Here is a 22,718-nt window from a genome sequence, read left to right as displayed (position 1 = left end):
AAGTTAGTGTTTTCTCTCTTAAGTAAACTATTCGACAGCTCTATTTAAAATCCTTCTGTCGAATATTATTTTTCTTTTCATTTCTTTAACTTTCTTATATAATATAATATTTATCTTCTGTTTCCAACATTTTTCGACATGAAGACAGGTAAGTCGCTATTCCCGTGTAGAATGAGGCAAAAATGAAACAAAGAACTAAAGGCTTCTAGCTAGCCTTTAGTTCTTTGCCAGTGTCTCCCGTTGTGGGACGAAGGATAATACCGGAATCCTGCAGCATCCATTCGATAAAACAGCCATAGCCGCTTGTCGGATCATTCACGAAGACGTGAGTAACCGCACCGATCAATTTGCCGTTTTGAATAATGGGACTGCCGCTCATACCTTGTACGATACCACCTGTTTTATCTAATAAACGCGGGTCCGTGATTTTGATAACCATACCTTTGGTAGCGGGAACATCTTGTCTTGATACATGGACAACCTCGATATCGAACTTTTCCACCTTTTGCCCTTCGAGCACCGTATAGATTTGGGCCGGACCTTCCTTCACTTCTTCTGCGAAGGCGACAGGGATAGCCTCTTTATCTAAACTATGATCGGGTGCGCCATACATTTTGCCGAATATACCAAATGCTGTGTTTCGTTCAATATTGCCAATCACTTTGCTGTCTTTGTATAGCGTAGCGTGCTTCTCACCTGGATCTCCTCCACGACTCTTGGAAATCGAAGTTACATTCGAATACACAATGTCGCCATCGCCAACAATAATAGGTGTCTGTGTGTCCATATCCGTGATGACATGCCCGAGAGCCCCGTAGACGCCTTGATCCGGTGCGTAGAAGGTCAATGTGCCAACCCCTGCAGCAGAATCCCTAATATAGAGCCCTAAGCGGTAAGACTTATCTACAACGTCATACACAGGCTGCAGCTTGACTACGATTTCTTGATTATTCCGCAGAATTTGCAGGACCAGAGGATTTTTGCTCTCACCAGATTTGGCTACAAGCTCCGCTACCTTGCTCACATCCTTGGAATCCTTGCCATTGATTTTGGTAATTAAATCTCCGACTTGAATTTTGGCCTCTTCCCCAGGTGAAACTTTTTGCTCTGAGGCAACAGTAACCAAGTGATGGCCTACGACCAAGATACCGGCTGATTTAATTTTCACACCAATGGTCTGGCCTCCTGGGATTACTTTGAGATCAGGTACGACATTCACTTTAACAGTCTTGATGGGAATGGCTCCGAACAGCTTCAGCTTCATTTCCGTTTGTCCTGAATGATCGGATTGAAGAGAAATAGGTTCGTTCAAATTAACTTGAAATGAGTGCTTGGCGTTGCCGTTTACCTTCACAATATCCGTATCTTTGACCGTTACCTGGGCACTGACCGGCATCGTTAACTGAAGCTGCTTCCCTTGTCCGCTGAATAAGCGGAGTTCTTGTGGAAAGGAGGCAAAGCTCTGAAAAGGCTGGGAACTACTTACCAAGCATACGAAGAAGACGAGCAAGAGTCCGAACAATCTTTTTCTTTTGTTGGATTGCACTATCAACACGCTCCTTCACAATTCCTTGAGCCCTGACGAATAAACTCGTCAATTGCGTACCTATAAGTTAACCCCAGTCCCCTTCTTTTATAACTGTAAATGATGACTATCTATACTTTCATACCCTTGCTTTCTTATTTTTTGCCATGGTAAGCATTTCTCCTGCGTGATGCAGCGTGGTCTCTGTTACTTCTACGCCGCCAAGCATCCGTGCGAGCTCCTCAATTCGGCCAGCATCTGGCATATCCTGAACCCGAGTATAGGTACGTTCCTGATCCACTTCTTTTCGAATAAAGAAATGAACATCAGCGAAGCTGGCAACCTGCGGTAAATGAGTAATCGAGAACACTTGACAGCTTTGTGAGAGGACGGACATTTTCTCCGCAATTGCTTGCGCCGCGCGGCCGCTTACCCCCGTATCAACCTCATCGAAGACTAAGACCGGGATTTGATCAATCCGTGCAAAAATGGCTTTCATGGCGAGCATGATCCGAGAAAGCTCTCCGCCTGAAGCGATTTTGCTTAACCCGCGCAGCGGTTCACCTGGATTCGGAGCCATTAGGAACTCCACTTGATCGATGCCCTGCCGGGAAAAGCGAACCTTATTCCCATCCACTTCGATACCGCGATCGTCGATAATATGAGCAATCTGAACGCGAAATTGCGTCCGTTCCATCTGCAAATCACGCAATTCATGCTCGATCTGTGCGGATAGATCACTCGCAATTCCCTTTCGCAGGTTAGACAAATCCAACGCCTGAATGCCCATCTGTTTCTCAGCAAGAATAAGCTTGTCCTCTAATTTACGAATAATTTCATCTTTATTTTCAATCGTATCGACTTCATTCTTGATCTTCTCCAGATAGCTCAGTATCTCTTTTATATTCTCTCCATATTTTCGGCGAAGAGACGTGATCGCGTCTAATCTTTGTTCAATGAAGTCCAGCCGAGAGGAATTAAACTCAATCCCATCGCGATAATCCCTGATCTGATACGCCGCATCCTCCAACTGATAAAACGCAGATTGTGCCTGCTCTAGAAGCGGCCCCAAATTCGTAGGATCTAACTGCACAATATCCTGAAGGCGCGATACCGCTTTACCTGTCGCATCTAGTCCTCGATTCGTAGCATACAGGAAGTCATAAGCCTCCGAGGAGCTTTGATACAGTTTCTCGGCATTCGCCAGCTTCCGCTTCTCTTCTGCCAGCGTCTCATCTTCACCGATTTTCAGCTTAGCCGACGATATTTCATCAATTTGAAAACGATACAAATCTAACATTTGCAGCGCTTGCTTACTCGTCTCTTGAAGGTCATTCAATTCCTTCTGCAGCTTCATGTAGTGATCATAACTTGTCTGATAGGCAGCTTTGGCCGACTCAATCTCCGCAGCTCCGAATAAATCAAGGGAATGGATGTGTTCTTCCACACGAAGCAGCGATTGATGTTCATGCTGACCATGAATATTGACGAGCCATTCACCAGTTTGGCGCAGCATCGTCATATTGACCAGCTGACCGTTGATCCGGCTTGAGCTTTTTCCCGTTGCAGTGATTTCTCGTCGAATGATTAAATGCTCACTAGGATCTGCCGTAATGCCTAGCTCTGTAAGCGTATGCCAAACTGGGTGTGCCGGGGGCAACTCGAACATCGCTTCAATTTCCGCTTTATCTGCGCCATAACGCACTAACTCCGAAGAACCTCTCCCGCCAACAATCAGTGTTAAAGCATCTATGATGATCGATTTTCCTGCGCCCGTTTCCCCTGTCAATACATGAAAACCGGACTTAAACCGAATATGAACATGTTCAATAACAGCTAAATTTCGAATTGAAAGCTCTGTAAGCATGAATGCCTCCTGAAATTATGATAATAAGGACATGACTTCATTCACAAAAGTTAAGCTATTCTCTTTCCCGCGGCAAATAACAAGGATGGTATCATCCCCGCAAATCGTACCCATCACACCGTTCCACTCCAAATTATCAATCAATGCGCAAATCGTGTTCGCAGTGCCAGGTAAACATTTCATAACAACCAAATTATCCGTATAATCGATACTCACAAAATGGTCACTTAACGCCCTGCGCAGCCGCTGCATCGGATTGAACCGCTGATCCGCCGGCATTGAGTATTTATATCGACCATCATCTAAAGGAACCTTGATCAGGTGCAATTCTTTGATATCTCTGGAAACGGTCGCTTGAGTGACATGAAACCCAGCCGCACGAAGCGCTTCAACCAGTTCATCCTGTGTTTCAATCTCATGATTCGTAATGATTTCTCTGATTTTTACATGCCGTTGACCCTTCATCCTTACACCTCTATGTGAAAAATGATTTTTTTGATTTTGTTCGCTGCGATATCGACATAAAGGATGCCCTGCGCCTCCGGATACATGAGGGTGTAGGGCAGCAGCATATCCCGTACAGCGCTCCCTGTCATCTCCAGCGGCTTGCGATCTCTAGCCACTTTAACAAGATACACATCGTCTTCTTTTTGCACAAAATAATCAATAAATAAACGACTCTCCAGCTGTTCTCTTTCGTTAATGGTCATGGTGATGGGGATCTTGGTCTTCCCCGCAAGAACATCGAAGCCTTCGGCTTCTAGAAGCTCTACAACGTCATCCTCGGGGATATCTATCTGCCTTGGAAATGTACTATGGCGGCGTGCAGAACCACCTGACCACCTCTGGAATCGCCAAATAATGATGACAATGATACCGATTAGGATTAACAAAATGACTTTCACATCGCCTTGTTCCATGTCCCTCACCTCGCCATAGTATTCGCGAAATCGGCTGGAAAATCCTTTATTCCTGTGCAAGGATAACGACAAAGCTGTCCATAGCCCTAATTTGAAAAAACCCATCTCAGGGCCGCAAAAGGCGTTCTCAAAGATGAGTTTTATTTTCCATGTAATTTCTGTGAATCCTTGACTGTTGCTGCTATAAGGTCTTTCATGGTAGATGGTGCGGCAATCGAATCCTCTGCATCATTGCTCGACCAATAGGCCAGAAATTCAATATTGCCCTCGCCGCCAGTGATAGGTGAAAAAGTTAGTCCTTTCAAACGGAAACCGAGTTCTTCAGCAAAGCTCAGCACGGTTGTCAGAACATCGATATGTACATCGGTATCCCGAACAACACCAGATTTACCAACTTTCTCTCTGCCCGCTTCGAATTGCGGCTTAATAAGCGCCACAACATGACCTTGATGGTCTAAGATCTCCTTCAACGGCGGCAAAATAATCCGAAGTGAAATGAAAGAAACATCAATACTGGCAAATGTGGGTCTTGGGCCATTCAAATCCTCTAATTTCGTGTAGCGGAAATTCGTTCTTTCCATGACATGAACACGTTCATCATTGCGCAATGACCAGTCCAATTGGTTATAGCCGACATCAACGGCATAGACAGATGCAGCGCCATTTTGGAGCGCACAATCCGTAAAACCACCAGTTGAAGCTCCGATATCCAGCATCACAGCACCTTGAAGATCAATTTCAAATAGCTTTAATGCCTTCTCTAGCTTAAGCCCGCCACGGCTGACGTAAGGATGTAAGGCACCTTTCACTTTCAGCACGGCTTTCCGGCTAATTTTCATACCTGCTTTATCAACAGGCTCTTCATCTGCAAAAACAAGGCCTGCCATAATGGCGGCCTTTGCTTTTTCTCTGCTTTCGAAATACCCCTGCTCTAGCAACAGTAAGTCTAATCGTTCTTTATCCGATGACATATATGGTGTGTTACTCCTATTCAAATCATTTACTAGACCTAAGCGCGTTGGGCTTTCCGTGGCACTAGCTTCTTCACTTCTGCAACTAGGTTAAGAGCGGTTAGCCCAACCTCTTCCCGCTGCTGCGGCACACTGCCATGCTCAACGAAGTAATCCTGAATCCCCATTGGCTGTACATGCAAGCCGTACACTCGCTTCTCTGCGTAGAATTCCAGCACCGCACTTCCGAATCCACCTTGGATTGAACCTTCTTCCATCGTGAAGATCGGAATTGATTCGGTCGCCAGTTGAAGCAGGTAAGCTTCGTCCATTGGCTTCACGAATCGTGCATTCACAACACGCAGCTTGATGCCTTCTTGAGCCAACTGTGAGGCAGCCTCTTCAGCAATCTGGACCATAGGTCCAACAGCTAGGACAGCGGCATAATCACCGTCACACACGGTTTCCCAGGTACCGATTGGTATCGCTTTGGGAACGTCAGTCGTACTGGCTCCAGTTCCATTAATTCGCGGATAGCGGTAAGCAATCGGGCCGTCGTTGTATTCCAGCGCCGTTTGCATCATATCGCGCAATTCTTTCTCATCCTTAGGCATCATCAACACCATGTTCGGGATGGAACGAAGGAACGATATATCATACACCCCTTGATGTGTTTCGCCATCTGGACCAACGAAACCAGCACGGTCGATTGCAAAAGTGACATTTAATTTAGGGCGGCAAATATCATGAACCACTTGATCATAGGCTCGCTGCAAGAACGTGGAGTAGACGGCAAATACCGGTTTCAGACCTTCACTTGCCATACCTGCACACAACGTAGCCGCATGCTGCTCTGCAATACCAACATCGATCATCCGATCTGGGAACTGCTGAGCAAATTTCATTAAACCAGATCCGCCTGGCATCGCAGGAGTAATAGCTACGACTCGAGGATCCTTCTCGGCAAGCTCAATAAGGGTATCCCCAAATACTTGTGTATACATCGGCGGCCCTGACGATTTGAGAACCTGACCTGACTCCATCTTATAGGGTCCAAGACCATGCCAAGTATGCGAGTCATTCTCTGCTGGCTTATACCCTTTACCTTTGGTCGTGACGACATGCACAAGAACAGGACCTGCTACTTTCTCAGCCTGTTTCAGCGTTTCCATGAGAACTTGTAGATTATGGCCGTCAACAGGTCCGATATATGTAAACCCAAGCTCTTCAAACCATACACCGTTCAGTACAAAATATTTAAGACTATCCTTCAGCTTCTCCGCGGTTTTGGCCAGCGTTCCGCCGATGGCAGGAATTTTCTTCAGGAAATGTTCAACTTCTTCTTTGGCTTTCAGATAATGACGATCGGAACGAATTTTGCTTAAATAATTATGAAGAGCACCTACGTTAGGCGCGATAGACATTTCGTTGTCATTCAGAATGACGGTAATATTCTTCTTCTCGTGTCCAATATGATTCATGGCTTCCAGCGCCATGCCGCCTGTAAGTGCACCATCTCCAATGATGGCAATAACTTTATTATGTTCACCCTTGAGATCACGTGCCATCGCCATACCCATAGCAGCAGACAGAGAGGTACTGCTGTGTCCAGCTTCCCATACGTCATGCTCGCTTTCGGAGCGCTTAATGAATCCGCAGAGACCCTTGTATTTACGTAATGTATCAAACTGGTCTTTGCGACCCGTTAGAATTTTGTGCACATACGCTTGATGACCCACATCAAAAATCAGTTTATCATACGGGCTGTGAAACAGGGTGTGTAAAGCAATTGTGAGTTCAACCACGCCTAAATTCGGGGCCAGATGTCCACCCGTAACAGAAAGCTTTTCAATTAGAAATTGTCGGATTTCTCCAGCCAACTCCTCAAGCTCCGTCAAGGATAACCGCTTCAAATCCGCAGGCCGATTGATTTGTTCGAGCAGCACGCTTGTTTCCTCACTTTCAATGTGAAAATACTGAGATACGATTTCACAATTATATCATAGTTTTATGTTTTACGTGTAATCCTGCGTTCCGACTCGGCAGATATTCATCACGCAGGGGGACTAATGATCCCTTTTCAACAAATAATCTGCAATCTGAAGCAAACGCTCTGGGTTCGGAATGCTGGATCTGAGCAGTGCTTCTTTCGCTTGATTGGTCAGTTCTAGAACCTTCTGTTCGGAGGCTTCCATACCGATGAAATAAGGGAATGTCACCTTCTGCTGTTTCACATCGCTATTCACTGGCTTACCCAGCTTCGTCTCATCACCAATCAGATCCAAAATATCATCTTGAATCTGAAAAGCTAGGCCCAACGCATGCCCATATTCACTTAGCGCTTCTAACTGCGCTTCTGTTGCCCCAGCAATATGTCCGCCTGCTCGCAAAGAGAAGACAATGAGATCACTTGTTTTGTGCGTATGAATGTAAGTGAGCTCCTCTAATTTCGTGAGACCTTGCTCACCCAGCATATCTGCAGCTTGACCGCCGACCATCCCGCGTGCGCCTGCAAGAACAGAAAGCTCTTCCGTAATCGCTAGCACACGCTCTGCTGGAACTCCGAACTTCTTGTGGGCCTGGGCAACACTAAAGAAGGCATGGGTAAGCAGCGCGTCGCCAGCTAGTATCGCCATCGCCTCGCCATATACTTTATGGTTCGTTAATTTCCCTCTGCGGTAATCGTCGTTATCCATCGCTGGCAGATCATCATGAACCAACGAGTAGGTGTGGACCATTTCAATGGCCATCGCGACGGGCATCGTTGCTTCCAGCGATCCACCCAGCACTTCAGCTGCTGCAATCACCATAATGGGACGTAGACGTTTGCCCCCTGCCATCAGGGAATAATCCATGGACTCACGAAGGGACGCAGGAACGTCCCAATTCGCAGGCAGTGACTGGCGCAAAGCGTCTTCAATCATTTGGGCATGAGAAGCGATATATGTATGAATGTCAGATGTTGTGTTATTCAAACTAATTCCCCTTATCTTCCAAGACAGGCTGGAAAGGCTTCCTTGTTACTCCAGCTTCCCCTTCAACCAGCATCTCAATTTTCTTCTCCACTTGCTCTAGCTTTACGCCGCATAGGTGGGAGAGTCTTACGCCTTCTTGATATAGTTCAATGGCTTTCTCCAATGGTACATCGCCGCTTTCCAGCTGACTTACGATCCGTTCTAGCTGTTCAATCGCCGTTTCAAAGCTAACTTCTGTTTCACTTGTTGACATCAATGTTCGCCTCCATCCCCGAAACTTGACATTGTATTTGGCCATCCTTTAAGCGAATCTTTAAGCGATCCCCGATCTTAACTTGGGAGACCGAACGGATGAGTTGCTTCTCGTCTTCCTCATAAGCAAGGCTGTAGCCCCGCTGCATCACCTTCAGCGGGCTGAGGGCGTCCAGATGACGGACGCCGGACTGCCACTCCTGCTTCTTCGTACGCAGAAGGGTCTGCATGGCCGTGAGCATCTGGCGTTTGGAAGTGTCCAAACGCTGCCTTGCCATCACGGCCTGCTCGGTCGGATTGAAGCTGGATAAGCGCCGCTCCAGCTTCAATCTCCGCTGTGCGAGCTCCGTTAGGCGCTGACGCATGCGGTAACCGAGCTGCTCCGCCAGCCGGTCGAGACGCTCCGCAGGCTGCATCAGCAGCTGCCTGCGAGGGTTCGTCAGGAACGGCGAGCGCTTCGCGCGCTCGAGCCGTTCCTGCTTGCGGCGCAGCTGCTGTAGCAGCCCGTAATGCAGGCGCTGTGCCTGCTGCGAAAGCTGCTGCTTCAGCTCGAGGTGATGCGGCACCGCGAGCTCGGCCGCCGCCGTAGGCGTCGGCGCTCTCAGATCGGCGACGAAGTCGGCGATCGTGAAATCCGTCTCATGGCCGACGGCCGAGATGATCGGGATCACGGAGGCTGCGATAGCCCGTGCAACGATTTCCTCGTTGAAGGCCCACAGCTCTTCCAGTGAGCCGCCGCCGCGGCCCACAATGAGCACGTCGGCTTCCCCGAGCCGGTTCATCGCTTCGATCGCTTTAACGATCGAAGGCGCCGCCTGTGTACCCTGTACGAGCACAGGGTACAGGTAGATCGGGATCGACGGGAAGCGCCGCTGCAGCGTGATGATGACATCTCGAATGGCAGCACCCGTCGGGGACGTGATTACGCCGATGGCCCGAGGAAACTTCGGAATCGGTTTCTTGCGCTCTGGCACGAATAAACCTTCACCTTCAAGCTTCTTCTTCAGCTGTTCGAACGCCAGATACAAGCTGCCAATCCCATCAGGCTGCATCGCCGTTACGTAGAATTGATAAGCGCCGTCTCTTTCATAAACAGAAATATTCCCGCGAGCAATTACTTTCGTGCCCTCTTTCGGGATGAAACCCAGCTTCTGATTATGGGAAGCAAACATAATGCTTTTCAGTCGTCCGTCTGCATCCTTTAACGTAAAATACATATGGCCGCTAGAATGATGTGTGAAGTTCGAGATCTCGCCTCGCACCCACACATCCTGAAGACGATTGTCTCCTTCCAGTAATAGCTTAATGTAACGATTTAAATCTTTAACCGATAAAATCTTCGTTTCATTTCTCGCCATAAGAGGGTCTATACGCTAACATTCGCACGTGCTGCGCGGCTTGCCGCATCCACGGTATTGCGAAGTAGCATTGTAATTGTCATAGGACCTACACAGCCAGGAACAGGCGTAATCGCACTTGCCACTTCTTTCACCGCTTCAAAATCAACATCACCCGTTAATTTGCCATCTGCAGGGCGATTCATCCCAACATCAATCACAACTGCGCCTGGTTTAACATGATTCGCCTTGATTAAGTGAGCTTTACCAACAGCAACAACGAGAATGTCGGCTTGTTTCGTGATTTCTTCCATATTCGGTGTGCGGGAATGAACGACAGATACTGTAGCATGTTCACGCAACAATAACATGGCCATTGGTTTACCAACGATATTACTTCTGCCAACAACAACGGCGTGCTTACCTGCAATCTCAACGCCAGTCCGCTTCAGAATTTCAATAACACCATGTGGTGTACAAGGCTTCATTCCATCTTTCCCAATCATGAGATTACCCACATTGATCGGGTGGAAACAATCCACATCTTTGGCAGGATCAATTTCATCAACAACGGCTTCTTCATTGATATGTTTTGGCAGTGGTGATTGAACCAGAATGCCATTGATACGACTATTGGAATTGAATCCATGAATGAGTGCGATTAATTCTTCTTGCGTTGTCTGTTCGGGCAGCGTGTGCACCTCTGAGTAGATGCCAACGTCATCACAGGCTTTCGCTTTATTTCTTACATATACTTGCGAAGCAGCATCGTCTCCCACAATAACTACAACAAGACCAGGTTGGTTGCCTTGCGCTGTAAGCGTCGCAACGTCCAATTTGATTTCCTCACGAATAGAGCTTACGAGTTCTTTCCCATTAATAACTTGTGCTGACATGTTATTTCCCCCTTAGCCTTTTAAGCAAAACATGATATGGAATGGCATCACTATCTATTATTGTGTGCGTAGCACTTTTTCTTTGAGTTCATCGATTTCCTTGATCATCTTCCCAAGTACACCATTTACGAATTTGCCTGACTCCTCGGTGCCATAATGCTTGGCCAAATCAATTGCTTCATTCACCACGACCTTAGGCGGAACATCGTCCCGATACAGCATCTCATAAGCGCCTAGGCGCAGCACTTCCCGATCAATACGAGATAGTCTGTCCATAGCCCAGCCTTTCAGGTACTCTTCCAACAAATCATCGATGTTTACTTTGTTCTTGTACGTACCTTCAACCAGCTCAATAATGTATACCGGATCTATCTTATCCCCCGAAAAATCCAATTGGGCTTCATTATCATGCTCAGCTTCATGAATCGCGATCTGGACAGCTTCCTGAGGCGTTGCCTCATTCATCTGGATTTGGTATAAGCTTTGTACAGCAATTTCACGTGCAATTCTGCGTTTCATTCTGTTCCTCCTAAAAACTCTTTCTCCTAGTATACGTCAAATTGAAGCCAATCCAAACAAAAAAATCCATGGTTGCACCAGGGATTTTAGCGAAACATTCTCCATTTTTGTGTGAGATAGCGCCAAATGTCTTCCAGCATCACGAAACGTTCCTTGCGATCAAGCTTATTCCCCACATAAAAACCTACAAATACGATAAATGCAAATATGAGCATGTCCCAGAAACCAAAAAATAAATAAATGAAACCGAAGAAAATACCGGCTGCGACTCCGATCACTTTGCCCCTATGGAACTCCCATAGTTCATTCCACATTTGTGGATTCACCTCTATTCGACTCGGCTTTTAAACGTTGGGGCGGATTGCACTATGTTCGCTACGAATACGGTTACGGAAGCTACAGGAATACCGGTAATATCTTCTATGTAACTTTTCACTGTACCTTGCATGTCTTCAGTTAACTCTGGAATCGAGCTTTCCCCATCTACAATCGTACGAATTGTGATTTCAAGTCCGGCTTGATTCACTCTCACTCGAGCTCGCAGATCCTTAGCGCCTTTGGTGCGGCCCGCAGCTTTCAGAGATAGATTCTCAACGGTCTCCATCGAAATTCGAATATCACCGAAATCGGTGCGTTGGTCAATCGAAGGTGCCTGTGAACGACCACGGCGAAGCGTTACGATCAGAAAACGCACGGAAATCAGCGCCATAATCAAACTGATGATGATCGCTGTATAGGCGTAACTTTTCTCGTAATAGAAATGACTAAGCGTTTGACTGGCTTGATCGAGAGGGATCCAGCTGGAAGCTGTGAACAATACAACGATCGATGCAACGAAAATAATCAGGCTATAGAAAAGCAGCAAGAGCCTGTCCACAATTTTACCCACTACGCTTGTCCCCTTCCTCAGTTAAAGGAAACCCCCTGCAAACCTGTAGGGGGTTTCAATTGATCCATATAGCTCAGCTATACCGCCTATTTCACACGATTGGCAGTCGCTGGTTCTTCGTCAACCGGTTTATCCGCCTGTTTAAAATGAACATCATGAATATGGACGTTGACTTCAACGACATGTAAACCTGTCATCGATTCAATGGCCGTCTTCACATTGTTCTGAATATCACTGGCAACTTCGGGAATCCGATTTCCATATTCAATAATGATGGAGACGTCAATGGCAGCTTCACGTTGTCCGACCTCTACCTTTACGCCTTTGGACAAATTCTTGCGTCCAAGCAATTCAGCAATGCCGCCAGCTAATCCGCCACTCATCCCCGCTACACCTTGCACTTCCACCGTTGCCAAACCGGCAATGATTTCGATAACCTCGGGGGCAATCTGGATGCTGCCCATGTCTGTCTTGACGTAATCCGGAGCGATTGTGCTCATTGTGGCACCTCCTAAAAATTTTGCGCCAGCAAAACTGGCTTTGAAGCATAAACTTGAATGTGTGGAGCAACATTGCTTTATAAAATTAAGCTAATAAAGTTTTGCGCCAGCAAAAACTGGCTTCGATATGAATGGGATAAGCCATCTTAATTTATTAGTATAACATTTTGCCAAAAATATGACAAATGATTGTCTACGAATCGGAATCGTTCACATCATGTTCTTCCAAGAATTTAATATCGTGGTCACCCTTGATAAATTTCTTGTGTTCCAGAAGCTTCAAATGGAAAGGAATCGTCGTGTTCACTCCGTCTACCGCAAACTCGTTAAGAGCACGTTTCATACGGTTAATAGCTTCTTCACGTGTGCTTCCCCAAACGATCAGCTTCGCGATCATAGAATCATAGTGAGGCGGAATGGTATATCCAGGATATACCGCACTGTCTACACGCACACCAAATCCACCTGGCGGCAAGTAGAATTTCACTTGACCTGCGGATGGCATGAAGTTCCGATTCGGATCTTCCGCATTCACACGGCATTCAATCGCCCAACCATTGATTCGGACATCTTCTTGACGGAAAGATAACGGATTGCCTTCAGCAACACGAATCATTTCTTGAATGATGTCGATGCCCGTAATCATTTCGGTTACCGGATGTTCAACCTGGATGCGCGTGTTCATTTCCATAAAGTAAAAATTACCGTCTGGCCCCAACAAGAATTCAAGCGTACCCGCTCCGGAGTAATTCACGGCTTTCGCTGCACGAACGGCCGCTTGCCCCATCGCAGTACGTGTTTCTTCCGTTAGAATCGGACAAGGCGCTTCTTCAACCAGCTTCTGTCTGCGACGCTGTACGGAACAATCACGTTCACCTAAATGAACAACGTTACCGTGCTTGTCAGCAAGAATTTGGATCTCAACATGCTTCATGCCAGTTAAATATTTCTCCAAGTAAATACCTGCGTTACCGAAGGCATTCTGAGCTTCTTGCTGTGCAGCCGTGATTTGTTGAACGAGCGTTTCTTCGTTCTCAGCAATCCGGATGCCCTTACCGCCCCCGCCTGCTGTCGCTTTGATAATGATCGGATAGCCGATATCACGCGCAATGACAACCGCATCATCAATATCCTCCACGAGTCCATCTGAACCTGGGATAATCGGAACTCTGGCTTCTTTCATTGTTTGCTTCGCAACCGCTTTATCCCCCATACGGGAGATCGCGTCCGGTGAAGGTCCAATGAACGTAATATTGCAGCTTTCGCAAATTTCAGCGAAATCCGCATTCTCAGCCAAGAATCCATATCCTGGATGAATGGCGTCACATTCTGTCAGCGTAGCAACGCTCATTAAGTTCGTGAAGTTCAAATAGCTATCTTTGGAAGCTGTGGGTCCGATACAATAGGCTTCATCAGCAAGTCGAACGTGCAAAGCCTCACGATCTGCTTCTGAATAAACAGCAACCGTATAGATACCAAGCTCGCGGCATGCTCGAATAATACGAACAGCGATTTCGCCACGGTTTGCAATTAATATTTTTTGAAATTTCATGATTTGCCCTCCTAAGAGCTGTTCGTGAGAAAAGCTTGTGCTGTCAGCACAAGCTTGCAGACACAATTACTCCGGTCTAACTAAAAATAATGGTTGTCCGTACTCAACAAGCTGTCCGTTCTCAACGAGAATCTCTACGATTTCGCCTTTCACTTCAGCTTCGATTTCGTTCATCAATTTCATCGCTTCAACAATACAAACAACAGTCTTATCCGTTACCTTGGATCCCACGCTCACGAATGGAGCTGAGCCAGGGGAAGCTGACTGATAGAAAGTGCCTACCATCGGTGATACGATCTTATGTAAAGACGAGTCCTCTTGCTTAGCTTGTCCATTAGCATTTACTGGGGCTTCGAGCGCAGCAGGTGCCGTGTTGGCGTAGCTCGCTTGAGCAATTGGAGCATATGAGTGTTGTACTGGAGCAGATACATAAACAGGCTCCGTTTTATTCGGTTTACGAATGGAAAGGCGTGCACCTTCATTTTCAATTTCAAGCTCTTGTAAAGAGGATTGATCGACGAGTTTAATTAACTCTTTGATTTCACTCAATTTAAACATTCAAGTCACTCCTTTAGACGTTGGTGAACCAAGAAAAATGCGTTTTCATACCCGCAACGTATGTATTATACCCATAAATGCACGAAATGGAAAGAGTCCAGTTTATCCGGACCCTTCCCACCACCATTTTGAGCAGCGATTCCTTACCTGTTTTCCTTATGGACGTACGTATTGGATCTTGATGTTTTCTGGCGCTGCTCCAAGCTCTTTCACGACCATATCCACAATGGAAACACCTTGGCTTTTTTCTAATTTATCGCTTTGAACCGTAACTTTCCACTTGTTACCATCTTGGTTGATGATCGCTTGCGGGAAATCTTGAACGAGCATATCTTGTAGATTTTCGATTTTATCTTGAAGATCCGTCAACGCATTCAAATCATTCGTTGCTTTAGCAATCGCTTCTGGTGTTTTCTTGTTATCCAAAATAATCGTCATGAGATCTGTGGAAGCTTTGCTGAAATAATCATTTTGTTTGACTTGTTCATTCGTGAAATAGTCGCTTGCTGAAGTTGTTTTGGATTGCTCTTCCACTTGTTTTAGAACTTGGTCATCTGTTTTGGCCGGCGTTGTTTTGGATGTATCTTTTGTCGTCGTTTTGGAGCTGTCTTGTGTCGTTGTCGCTTTTGTATCTGTTTTTGTAGAAGTTTGCGGCGTAGTTGCTTTCGTGTCGGTTTTTGCGCCTGTGTTTGTGCCCGTTGTCGCTTTCACATCTGTAGTATTTCCAGTCGCTGGATCCACTTGACTCATATCAATTTTCACTTCCTGCGATTGTGAAGCCGTAGTTGTTGTAGCCAGATCCAGTTTGTTGACATCCTCTGTGAATAGATAGTATGCCGAGAGCACCACCATTAAGCTAAGCATCGATACGAGCCAAATTGTTTGTCTTTTTGCGTTCATTGTTTATTCCTCCTTATAATGGTTGGATAATTTCTTAGTATTATTCCCCTGTCTTACGCGGCAAAATAGAAATTTTACTCGCTTGAACATCCATTCCTCGCTCAACGGCTTCCATAATCATTTTCTTCACCGTGAGATTCTCCGCGCCTTTTGCAACAACGATGACACCTCTAATTTTGGGTTTAATGTATTTGAGCACAAGCGGTTTCTGGTCGCCAGAAACTTGATAGATGACGACTTCACCGCTCCGCGTTACCTGGGATATATTGCGTGTTGCTCCACCATTGTCGCGTTCTGTCGTCATGTTTTGAGTATCGTTGTAGTTTTTGTCGACGGTCATTTCCTCCGTAGATTCAATGGTAACGAGAACTTCCACCTCGCCGACACCAACAATTTTCTGCAAGATACTCTTCAATTGGTCTCCGTAGGCTTGTTCATAGTCATGAAAACTTGAGTTTTCTTTGGATGAACTGCCTGCAAAGGTTTCATTTGCCGCTGGGGGAGATGCTCTGCCTGTACCAATGGGATCCAGATCTTTTACATTTATAAATGCGTTTATGATCATTAGCGCAACTCCTAAGAGTCCAACCATGATGATCCAAAGCAACGTATTTTTACGTTTTGGCCCACCCGGTCCGCCGCCGAATTTTTGCTCCATCCATTGCAGCAGTGTTCCCATCGATTCACCTCGCTATCTATCCTTTGCGTCCATTTACTCCAATCTCAATTTGTGCAGGATCTACCAGCCAATTCCGTACGATAGTTTGTTTGATTCGATCCAGTTCTTGTCCGGTTGGCATTGATTCACTAGGCGTTTGAGCTCCGCCCTGCGCGATTACCTCGTGAGCTTGCCCGTTCGAAGCAGCACCAATTTTGATTGGTTCCACGGGTTTTACAGGCTCCATCACTGCGATACTTTTGGTCGATGGTGCTGGTTGTTGCTTGGCTTCTATATCATCAAGGGAGACCTTCACATGCGTGATAGTGGGTTTCCCGTTATTGTCCAGTTGCACTTGAACGAATACCTCTTTGATTGGCCATTCGGTTTGCTTCTGCATGTCTTCTTTGATGAGACCAGCCAATTGCGTTTGAACTAATTGCTGCGTCTTCTTGGTATCGGCATCTTGTATCTTCTGGGCATCCCTCTTAATGGCATCTAAAGACTTCATTTGCGATGAGCTTCCTATACTGCTAGCTAGCATCGATTTCTCATTTTGCGACTTTTCCGCTTGTGTAAGCAGCTGATCCATGTTCCAGTTCTTTTGGAACAGCTGAAGTACAGGCGTAAGCAGTGTCAGTAAGATAAAAAGACTCAAAACCGTCTTCACATACCGCTGCATCGTATTACTTGGGAGAAGAAGATCAACAAACGTCGCGAGCATAATGACCATAATGACGGTTTTCAGCCATCCTGCTAACCAATCCATCGCTGGGCTCCTTTCACCTCATCATGACGGAGACATTACTCATGGTGATCATGATCGTTAGGGCGAGAAAAAACATTAAACTCACGGCTGCTAAGGCAGCGAATACATAGATGAGGCTTTTACCAATGGTCTGCAGGCAAGCAATGATAGGACTATCGCCTAGGGGCTGCATCAACGCCGCCGAAAGGTTATAAATGAATGCTAGCGTCAAAATCTTAATCGCAGGAAAGGCGCACAACATGACGAGAATCACAACACCGACAAGGCCTATGGCATTTTTAACAAGTAAGGATGCCCCAATCACGGTTTCTGTCGCGTCCGAGAACAATCGCCCAACAACGGGTACGAAATTCCCGGTTATGTACTTAGCGGTACGAATTGCAACCCCATCTCTTACCGCGCCTGCGCTTCCTTGAATGGAAATGACACCAAGAAAGACGGTTACGAATACGCCTAGCATGCTTAAACTCACTGTTCTAAGGAGATTAGCTAATTGTGTGACTTTGAATTTATCGCTAAGTGAGCTAACGATGTGCAGAACAGCCGAGAAAAACAAGAGCGGGAAGACGAACACATAAATGGCTGTTCCTACCGAGTGAATCATGAACACGATCAACGGATGCAGGATAGCCACCGAGGTGACATTGCCCATGGAAGCAAGCAACGTAAGCAATAATGGCATGATGGCGATCATGAATTGGATCATGGAGGATATCGCTGTTTTGGCATACCCAATGGCGACACTAAAACTATTGATCGCAATGATGATGAGCACCATATAGGTGATCGTATAGCCAAGTTTGCTTACCGTGTTACGCTCAAATGAGCTCTGCAGCGTCTCCAGAATCATGCTAAATACCGTCAGAATGACAATGGAAGCTAGCAATTTGCCATTGATGATGATTTCGTGAAAGACATAACTCAGTAGACCTTTGAAAATGCTTTTCATGCTAATGCCCTTTGTACCTAGGAGAAGTTCCATGAAGGACGGCGGCTTACTTTCTGGAAAATATCCCCCATAATCCTTCATTAGCTTATCCCAATATTGTTCGACCGGCTCTGTATTCAAATGGCTTGCCTGTTCTTTGATAATGGTGTCTGTAGGCGATTCTGCTGTTAAGGAGCCCGATAAGCCGAGCCATAAGCCCATCGTAAGAACGAATAATAAGATCCACCGGTTGTTCAGCTTCTGGTGCGAATAGAGTAGATGCATGCTTGTCACTCCTTAGGTGAATCTGCTACGCAGGGAGTAGTTTAACTACGGTTTCTATGATGACGGTAATGATCGGAATGGCCATCACCATGATAAGTACTTTTCCTGAAAGCTCGATTTTGGAGGCGATTGAATCTTGGCCTGCATCCCGCACAATCTGTGCGCCAAACTCGGCGATGTAAGCCACGCCTATGATTTTCAGGATCGTTTTGAGAAAAACGATGTTCACGTTCGACTTTACCGCTAAATCCTCGATGACTTGGATGACCGATGAAATTTTGCCTATTAGGAATAGAAAGATCACGATCCCGGTAAAAGCGGCTAACAGAAATGCGAACATTGGCTTTTGTTCCTTGATGATCAGCGACAGTATCGTTACGATGAGCCCTAGTCCTACGATCTGGATGATTTCCATCAGGACCACCTCATTGGAATAGGAAAATAGTTTTAATTTCTTTAAACAAATTATCCAGCATACTGACGACCATAAAGAGCACGACCACGAATCCGATGACCGTGACCCAGTGTGCCATATCCTCTTTTCCCATCTGCTTCAGGACCGAATGTATCATGGCGATAATGATTCCGATGCCGGCAATTTGGAAAATGGCATTCACATCTACGTTCATTCTTGGCACCTCACTCTGCCCACAAAATAAACAGCTACGCCGTCCTCTGAGGACGAGTGCGTTTATCCAAAAAATACTAATAAATTAAAATCACGAGTAAAGCACCAATGAGAACACCAAGGCTTTTCCACATTTTCTCGTAGCGCAGCTGCTCGTCTCTCGCGTCTTTCTCTTCCGATTGAAGCTGCGAGCTCGCAAGACGCAAGTGTTTAATTTGATCACTTTGATCCGAAAGCCCCAGAATAGGACCCAATTGCAGGATCACCTCTTGCTCAGACTGCCGCATGGATGTTCGGCCCCACACTTCTTTGACGGTCATCTGCCAAAGATCTCTGGTCGATTCACCATGACTGCTCAGCAGTCGTTCTGACATCAAACGGAATAAAGAAGACAGTGGGTCCGCAACTTGCTTACTTAGGGAAGCGAACGCTTCAGGCAGAGGCGTTAGCGCGTAAGCAATTTCAGTCTCCATTCGTCCCAGTGCATTGATGAGTCCGCGAATTTGCTTAGGACGCCTAACGTAGTGAGCTGCCTGAAGGAAACCGTACATCGAAGCTGCACCAAAAATCAGAACTCCTCCAACAAATTTCAGCATGATCATCGTCCTTTGCGTTCGTCATACAATGCCATGTTCTTTCCCTCATGATCTAAGATGCGAAAGGAAGCATGAGCCCCTTTTCTTCGCTGCAAGACGACATATTTCATGAATACCCCATCTTCCATCAACTGCTTGAGAACCGGCCTTCTTCGTACATCTTCGTAATTCATGCCATGGGCCGTCGCAAGCACCCGAATCCCCGTGTGTACAGCCTCGTGAATCGCGTCTGCATCTTCTTCTCGGCCGATCTCGTCAACGACGAGAACCTCTGGAGAAAGAGAACGGATCATCATCATCATGCCTTCCGCTTTTGGACATCCATCAAGCACATCTGTCCGCGGCCCTAAGTCAAATCGCGGGACACCTTTCACAGAGGCAGCTAACTCGGATCGTTCATCCACGATCCCGACCTTCTTTCCTGACAGTGAACCATGGCCATGCCCCCATTCCCCTCGGCTGATGAGTCTAGCCAAATCGCGAACGAGCGTAGTCTTTCCCTGCTGAGGCGGGGAAATAATAAGCGTATGATGAATATTTCCCAGGAGTGGATCCACTAAATACGGCAGAATATCCTGTCCGACGCCTTGCATTTCGCGCGCGATCCGAATGTTAAAGGAACTTACGTCACGAATTTGCTTCACATGTCCTTGATCAAGGATGGTGCGACCAGCCAGTCCCACACGATGACCGCCAGATACGGTGATATACCCTCTTCGAAGTTCTTCCTCGTACGTATACAGGGAATGATTCGTGAGAATTTCGAGCAGTATTGAACAATCTTGACGAGTGGGCTTGTAAGCCAAGGTTTCTTCGGTGATCATTTGCCCGCGTTCACTAATGAAGGCATAGCGGTCTGCCCAGCTGATTTCAAGGGGGCGTGACTCTCTCACCCTAATCTCTTCCACTAGTGCTTGTACGTTTGGCGGAAGCTCGCTAAGCATCAATCGGATGTTCTGAGGCAACAGGTGCGTTATACTCGCTAGCATGGGGAGACAGCCCTCCAAGTTGTCCAGTCTTCTATATTCATTTCTATGCTTACTAGAAAGAAATATGACCGATTACTTTTTAATAATCCCAATAAACAGACAACTAACCCCTGCAATGATCCACAGCATCTTGCCATATGATAGTTTCTCCGCTATGCCTACTAAACCAATAGTAGTGGTAGTTAATAGTACTAGAGGGCCTACTAGCGCAAGTGCCGAATTGACTAGCAGCGCTTTCTCAACGGTCGCCAATCGCAGCATAATAATGGCAGCAATAATCTCGAGACTCCCAGACATCATTCGCAGCGAAGCCATCGTAAGTACGATTTTGTTCATTCTTTCTATTACCTCCCTTCAAAAAGTAATTGCTCTTTTGAACAATTTCCAAGTTACCTTGCGTAGCAATGCTATAAGAACTGGAAGAGCGACTTTTGTAAAACTGATCCAACTGATGACTCTTGCAAGGAAAGTAACAGTTTTACAATGGAGTCCTGGAAGTCTTATAACATTGCGGAGCACTCGAATGTAACTTAGGAGTAGTTCAACGGCAGCACACTCTTTTTTACACTACCTTATGCAAGCTCGTCTCATTTTAGGCATACTGGGCACCACCATTTGCGGTTATGCATATGCTGTTCTCATAATTGATCCTTCGAAGGACAGTGAGGAGAAATACCGATGGAAGTAACCTCTCAATTAAAATGGAACCCCGTTCTAGCCGACCCTACAGGCACGCGGCAAATGAAACCGAGAACATTGGGTAAAACGATGGTGATGGATAAAGGACTCGGCATGCTTGCCTTCCACGATTTACTCCACACCTCAAGCAGCCATGTCGATATGATCAAGCTTGGTTTTGGTACATCACCGCTCTATCCCCAAGATGTGTTGCGAAATAAAATAAGCCTGGCCAAAGAGAATGACATTCTCATTTATCCAGGCGGAACATTTCTAGAAGTGGCTGTGCGCCAACAAGCCATCGATTCTTTTTTTGACATGATAATTGCGCTAGGATTTAACGGTGTAGAAATTTCTGACGGTACCATTCAAATGGATCGCCGGCTGCGGAATGAGCTGATCTCCAGAGGGCTGGATGAAGGATTAGAAGTTGTAACCGAGTATGGTAAAAAGGGTTGGGGATCTTCGATTGAATTAGCCGAATTAATAGAAACCGTGTTGATTGATTCCGAATTAGGTGCATCACTCGTCACCATAGAGGCTCGCGAGTCAGGGATGGGTGTTGGAATTTTCGATGGAAATGGGAAATGCAAAGATGATGAACTGCAAAGTGTCCTCGCAGCCATCCGCGGCGATCAATTGTTGTGGGAGGCCCCTTTGAAAAGTCAGCAGGTTCATTTAATAACCACGCTGGGGCCTGATATTCATTTGGGCAATATTTCACCAGATGAAATAATCGCATTAGAAGCATTGCGGAGAGGACTTCGTTCTGACACGTTGGTCTTAGGTTCGAGAAAGGATTAGCACATGCATATCGAAGTGATCGCCAACATCGGCGAAGCTAGGAGTGACGAGTTTCTTCATAAAACCGTCATCGTCGTTGATGTTTTACGTGCGACAAGCACAATCATTACAGCACTGATGAACGGCAGCAAGGGCGTCGTCCCTGTTGATACAGTAAACAAAGCGAAGGAATTAGCTCGTGAAGGCGATTTGCTCGGGGGAGAACGCTTTTGCAAGAAAATACCTGGCTTTGATTTTGGCAATTCACCACTTGAGTATACAAGTGCAGCGCTGCAAGGAAAACGTATCATTCTCACGACCACAAATGGGACTAGAGGGATTCAAAAAGCGATCAAAGCAGACTCCGTGCTTGCTGGAGCCCTTATGAACGGCCGAGCCGCAGCTGCGGCTGCCATCGACCTTAAACGAGACACAGTGATTCTATGCGCGGGTACACAGGATGTCTTCTCGTTGGAGGACGGCCTCTGCGCCGGCCTCATTCTCGAGGAAATCGCCATTCAACTTGGCGAGAGCCAAATGATGACGAATGACTTCGGGTTAGCTATGCGCGGCTGTTATCTAGACGCCAAGGATCACTTATTTGAAACCATTCTAGCTTGCAGTAATGGTAAAAAAATGAAAAAATCCGGCTTCCTCGCGGACGTCGAACTTTGTTCACAAATCAATATCTCTCATTGTGTTCCGGTGTTGGAAGTCGATCAAATGGTGCCATTTCAACGCTAGCTCCTTCGTTCCGTTCTAAA

27 protein-coding genes are annotated in these 22,718 nt (G+C 46.3%); 2 read left to right on the top strand and 25 right to left on the bottom strand.

Features of this window, described 5'->3' with window-relative positions:
- Positions 1 to 205: 205 nt before the first annotated feature.
- The 25 genes from spoIVB to A8709_RS26250 form a co-directional block, all read right to left on the bottom strand.
- Entirely contained in the window at positions 206 to 1,546 is a 1,341-nt protein-coding gene (gene spoIVB / locus A8709_RS26370) for a SpoIVB peptidase (protein ID WP_065856739.1), read from the bottom strand.
- A gap of 118 nt (positions 1,547 to 1,664) precedes the next feature.
- Positions 1,665 to 3,392 carry a DNA repair protein RecN gene (gene recN / locus A8709_RS26365; protein ID WP_065856737.1) on the bottom strand — a complete coding sequence of 576 codons (1,728 nt, stop codon included), beginning with the start codon at positions 3,390 to 3,392 and terminating at the stop codon, positions 1,665 to 1,667.
- A 15-nt stretch (positions 3,393 to 3,407) separates the two neighbouring features.
- Entirely contained in the window at positions 3,408 to 3,857 is a 450-nt protein-coding gene (ahrC, locus tag A8709_RS26360) for a transcriptional regulator AhrC/ArgR (RefSeq protein WP_065856735.1), read from the bottom strand.
- 2 nt (positions 3,858 to 3,859) lie between these two features.
- The gene (locus A8709_RS26355; protein ID WP_065856733.1) at positions 3,860 to 4,312 is read right to left on the bottom strand and encodes a hypothetical protein; all 453 of its coding nucleotides are present in this window, start codon (positions 4,310 to 4,312) and stop codon (positions 3,860 to 3,862) included.
- 140 nt (positions 4,313 to 4,452) lie between these two features.
- Positions 4,453 to 5,283 (bottom strand): TlyA family RNA methyltransferase, encoded by an 831-nt coding sequence (locus A8709_RS26350; RefSeq protein WP_065856731.1) that lies wholly within the window; start codon positions 5,281 to 5,283, stop codon positions 4,453 to 4,455.
- Positions 5,284 to 5,321: 38 nt separating this feature from the next.
- Positions 5,322 to 7,208: a 1-deoxy-D-xylulose-5-phosphate synthase gene (gene dxs / locus A8709_RS26345; RefSeq protein ID WP_065856729.1), complete on the bottom strand. Its 1,887-nt coding sequence runs from the start codon at positions 7,206 to 7,208 to the stop codon at positions 5,322 to 5,324.
- A gap of 120 nt (positions 7,209 to 7,328) precedes the next feature.
- Positions 7,329 to 8,186, bottom strand: coding sequence for a polyprenyl synthetase family protein (locus tag A8709_RS26340; RefSeq protein ID WP_065857396.1), 858 nt, complete (start codon positions 8,184 to 8,186; stop codon positions 7,329 to 7,331).
- A gap of 52 nt (positions 8,187 to 8,238) precedes the next feature.
- Positions 8,239 to 8,490 (bottom strand): exodeoxyribonuclease VII small subunit, encoded by a 252-nt coding sequence (xseB, locus tag A8709_RS26335; protein ID WP_065856727.1) that lies wholly within the window; start codon positions 8,488 to 8,490, stop codon positions 8,239 to 8,241.
- On the bottom strand, positions 8,477 to 9,847 hold the full coding sequence (xseA, locus tag A8709_RS26330; protein WP_065856725.1) for an exodeoxyribonuclease VII large subunit: 1,371 nt from the start codon (positions 9,845 to 9,847) through the stop codon (positions 8,477 to 8,479). Before xseA ends, xseB begins: the two co-directional genes overlap by 14 nt.
- Before the next feature lie 8 nt (positions 9,848 to 9,855).
- Positions 9,856 to 10,722: a bifunctional methylenetetrahydrofolate dehydrogenase/methenyltetrahydrofolate cyclohydrolase FolD gene (folD, locus tag A8709_RS26325; protein ID WP_065856723.1), complete on the bottom strand. Its 867-nt coding sequence runs from the start codon at positions 10,720 to 10,722 to the stop codon at positions 9,856 to 9,858.
- A gap of 57 nt (positions 10,723 to 10,779) precedes the next feature.
- Positions 10,780 to 11,241 carry a transcription antitermination factor NusB gene (gene nusB, locus A8709_RS26320; protein WP_065856721.1) on the bottom strand — a complete coding sequence of 154 codons (462 nt, stop codon included), beginning with the start codon at positions 11,239 to 11,241 and terminating at the stop codon, positions 10,780 to 10,782.
- Positions 11,242 to 11,327: 86 nt separating this feature from the next.
- On the bottom strand, positions 11,328 to 11,555 hold the full coding sequence (locus tag A8709_RS26315) for a DUF2273 domain-containing protein (RefSeq protein ID WP_065856719.1): 228 nt from the start codon (positions 11,553 to 11,555) through the stop codon (positions 11,328 to 11,330).
- A 14-nt stretch (positions 11,556 to 11,569) separates the two neighbouring features.
- Entirely contained in the window at positions 11,570 to 12,130 is a 561-nt protein-coding gene (gene amaP, locus A8709_RS26310) for an alkaline shock response membrane anchor protein AmaP (RefSeq protein WP_065856717.1), read from the bottom strand.
- 86 nt (positions 12,131 to 12,216) lie between these two features.
- Positions 12,217 to 12,630 carry an Asp23/Gls24 family envelope stress response protein gene (locus tag A8709_RS26305; protein WP_065856715.1) on the bottom strand — a complete coding sequence of 138 codons (414 nt, stop codon included), beginning with the start codon at positions 12,628 to 12,630 and terminating at the stop codon, positions 12,217 to 12,219.
- Between the two features lie 193 nt (positions 12,631 to 12,823).
- Complete coding sequence (accC, locus tag A8709_RS26300; RefSeq protein WP_065856713.1) at positions 12,824 to 14,182, bottom strand: acetyl-CoA carboxylase biotin carboxylase subunit; 1,359 nt, start codon at positions 14,180 to 14,182, stop codon at positions 12,824 to 12,826.
- Positions 14,183 to 14,248: 66 nt separating this feature from the next.
- Entirely contained in the window at positions 14,249 to 14,740 is a 492-nt protein-coding gene (accB, locus tag A8709_RS26295; protein ID WP_065856711.1) for an acetyl-CoA carboxylase biotin carboxyl carrier protein, read from the bottom strand.
- Positions 14,741 to 14,896: 156 nt separating this feature from the next.
- Positions 14,897 to 15,640, bottom strand: a complete 744-nt coding sequence (locus A8709_RS26290; protein ID WP_065856710.1) for a SpoIIIAH-like family protein — start codon at positions 15,638 to 15,640, stop codon at positions 14,897 to 14,899.
- Between the two features lie 40 nt (positions 15,641 to 15,680).
- A complete protein-coding gene (spoIIIAG, locus tag A8709_RS26285; RefSeq protein ID WP_065856708.1) occupies positions 15,681 to 16,319 on the bottom strand; it encodes a stage III sporulation protein AG in 639 nt (212 codons plus the stop codon).
- Between the two features lie 16 nt (positions 16,320 to 16,335).
- Positions 16,336 to 17,067: a stage III sporulation protein AF gene (gene spoIIIAF / locus A8709_RS26280; RefSeq protein WP_065856705.1), complete on the bottom strand. Its 732-nt coding sequence runs from the start codon at positions 17,065 to 17,067 to the stop codon at positions 16,336 to 16,338.
- A gap of 13 nt (positions 17,068 to 17,080) precedes the next feature.
- Positions 17,081 to 18,280 (bottom strand): stage III sporulation protein AE, encoded by a 1,200-nt coding sequence (gene spoIIIAE, locus A8709_RS26275; protein WP_065856703.1) that lies wholly within the window; start codon positions 18,278 to 18,280, stop codon positions 17,081 to 17,083.
- A 25-nt stretch (positions 18,281 to 18,305) separates the two neighbouring features.
- A complete protein-coding gene (gene spoIIIAD / locus A8709_RS26270; RefSeq protein ID WP_065856701.1) occupies positions 18,306 to 18,695 on the bottom strand; it encodes a stage III sporulation protein AD in 390 nt (129 codons plus the stop codon).
- A gap of 10 nt (positions 18,696 to 18,705) precedes the next feature.
- Complete coding sequence (spoIIIAC, locus tag A8709_RS26265; RefSeq protein ID WP_056614718.1) at positions 18,706 to 18,909, bottom strand: stage III sporulation protein AC; 204 nt, start codon at positions 18,907 to 18,909, stop codon at positions 18,706 to 18,708.
- Positions 18,910 to 18,985: 76 nt separating this feature from the next.
- Positions 18,986 to 19,510 carry a stage III sporulation protein SpoIIIAB gene (spoIIIAB, locus tag A8709_RS26260; RefSeq protein ID WP_341833441.1) on the bottom strand — a complete coding sequence of 175 codons (525 nt, stop codon included), beginning with the start codon at positions 19,508 to 19,510 and terminating at the stop codon, positions 18,986 to 18,988.
- The gene (gene spoIIIAA / locus A8709_RS26255) at positions 19,507 to 20,493 is read right to left on the bottom strand and encodes a stage III sporulation protein AA (protein WP_065856697.1); all 987 of its coding nucleotides are present in this window, start codon (positions 20,491 to 20,493) and stop codon (positions 19,507 to 19,509) included. Before spoIIIAA ends, spoIIIAB begins: the two co-directional genes overlap by 4 nt.
- Before the next feature lie 72 nt (positions 20,494 to 20,565).
- Entirely contained in the window at positions 20,566 to 20,829 is a 264-nt protein-coding gene (locus tag A8709_RS26250; RefSeq protein ID WP_065856695.1) for a YqhV family protein, read from the bottom strand.
- A 342-nt stretch (positions 20,830 to 21,171) separates the two neighbouring features.
- Here A8709_RS26250 and comA point away from each other — a divergent pair, with 342 nt between their 5' ends.
- Together comA and A8709_RS26240 are read left to right on the top strand one after the other, a co-directional pair.
- Entirely contained in the window at positions 21,172 to 21,975 is an 804-nt protein-coding gene (gene comA, locus A8709_RS26245; RefSeq protein ID WP_065856693.1) for a phosphosulfolactate synthase, read from the top strand.
- A gap of 3 nt (positions 21,976 to 21,978) precedes the next feature.
- Positions 21,979 to 22,698, top strand: a complete 720-nt coding sequence (locus tag A8709_RS26240) for a 2-phosphosulfolactate phosphatase (protein ID WP_065856691.1) — start codon at positions 21,979 to 21,981, stop codon at positions 22,696 to 22,698.
- The last annotated feature ends 20 nt before the right edge of the window (positions 22,699 to 22,718 follow it).

Origin of the sequence: Paenibacillus pectinilyticus (assembly GCF_001700435.1) — a bacterium.
Classification (GTDB): Bacteria; Bacillota; Bacilli; order Paenibacillales; family NBRC-103111; genus Paenibacillus_E; species Paenibacillus_E pectinilyticus.
This window is presented reverse-complemented; position numbering and strand designations above follow the sequence as displayed.

Bases quoted from the DNA above. Each gene is read 5' to 3' on its own strand.
- recN (WP_065856737.1), bottom strand. From the start codon at position 3,392: ATGCTTACAGAGCTTTCAATTCGAAATTTAGCTGTTATTGAACATGTT.
- ahrC (WP_065856735.1), bottom strand. From the start codon at position 3,857: ATGAAGGGTCAACGGCATGTAAAAATCAGAGAAATCATTACGAATCAT.
- A8709_RS26355 (WP_065856733.1), bottom strand. From the start codon at position 4,312: ATGGAACAAGGCGATGTGAAAGTCATTTTGTTAATCCTAATCGGTATC.
- A8709_RS26350 (WP_065856731.1), bottom strand. From the start codon at position 5,283: ATGTCATCGGATAAAGAACGATTAGACTTACTGTTGCTAGAGCAGGGG.
- A8709_RS26340 (WP_065857396.1), bottom strand. From the start codon at position 8,186: ATGATTGAAGACGCTTTGCGCCAGTCACTGCCTGCGAATTGGGACGTT.
- xseB (WP_065856727.1), bottom strand. From the start codon at position 8,490: ATGTCAACAAGTGAAACAGAAGTTAGCTTTGAAACGGCGATTGAACAG.
- xseA (WP_065856725.1), bottom strand. From the start codon at position 9,847: ATGGCGAGAAATGAAACGAAGATTTTATCGGTTAAAGATTTAAATCGT.
- folD (WP_065856723.1), bottom strand. From the start codon at position 10,722: ATGTCAGCACAAGTTATTAATGGGAAAGAACTCGTAAGCTCTATTCGT.
- nusB (WP_065856721.1), bottom strand. From the start codon at position 11,241: ATGAAACGCAGAATTGCACGTGAAATTGCTGTACAAAGCTTATACCAA.
- A8709_RS26315 (WP_065856719.1), bottom strand. From the start codon at position 11,555: ATGTGGAATGAACTATGGGAGTTCCATAGGGGCAAAGTGATCGGAGTC.
- A8709_RS26305 (WP_065856715.1), bottom strand. From the start codon at position 12,630: ATGAGCACAATCGCTCCGGATTACGTCAAGACAGACATGGGCAGCATC.
- accC (WP_065856713.1), bottom strand. From the start codon at position 14,182: ATGAAATTTCAAAAAATATTAATTGCAAACCGTGGCGAAATCGCTGTT.
- accB (WP_065856711.1), bottom strand. From the start codon at position 14,740: ATGTTTAAATTGAGTGAAATCAAAGAGTTAATTAAACTCGTCGATCAA.
- A8709_RS26290 (WP_065856710.1), bottom strand. From the start codon at position 15,640: ATGAACGCAAAAAGACAAACAATTTGGCTCGTATCGATGCTTAGCTTA.
- spoIIIAG (WP_065856708.1), bottom strand. From the start codon at position 16,319: ATGGGAACACTGCTGCAATGGATGGAGCAAAAATTCGGCGGCGGACCG.
- spoIIIAF (WP_065856705.1), bottom strand. From the start codon at position 17,067: ATGGATTGGTTAGCAGGATGGCTGAAAACCGTCATTATGGTCATTATG.
- spoIIIAE (WP_065856703.1), bottom strand. From the start codon at position 18,280: ATGCATCTACTCTATTCGCACCAGAAGCTGAACAACCGGTGGATCTTA.
- spoIIIAD (WP_065856701.1), bottom strand. From the start codon at position 18,695: ATGGAAATCATCCAGATCGTAGGACTAGGGCTCATCGTAACGATACTG.
- spoIIIAC (WP_056614718.1), bottom strand. From the start codon at position 18,909: ATGAACGTAGATGTGAATGCCATTTTCCAAATTGCCGGCATCGGAATC.
- spoIIIAB (WP_341833441.1), bottom strand. From the start codon at position 19,510: ATGATCATGCTGAAATTTGTTGGAGGAGTTCTGATTTTTGGTGCAGCT.
- spoIIIAA (WP_065856697.1), bottom strand. From the start codon at position 20,493: ATGCTAGCGAGTATAACGCACCTGTTGCCTCAGAACATCCGATTGATG.
- A8709_RS26250 (WP_065856695.1), bottom strand. From the start codon at position 20,829: ATGAACAAAATCGTACTTACGATGGCTTCGCTGCGAATGATGTCTGGG.
- comA (WP_065856693.1), top strand. From the start codon at position 21,172: ATGGAAGTAACCTCTCAATTAAAATGGAACCCCGTTCTAGCCGACCCT.
- A8709_RS26240 (WP_065856691.1), top strand. From the start codon at position 21,979: ATGCATATCGAAGTGATCGCCAACATCGGCGAAGCTAGGAGTGACGAG.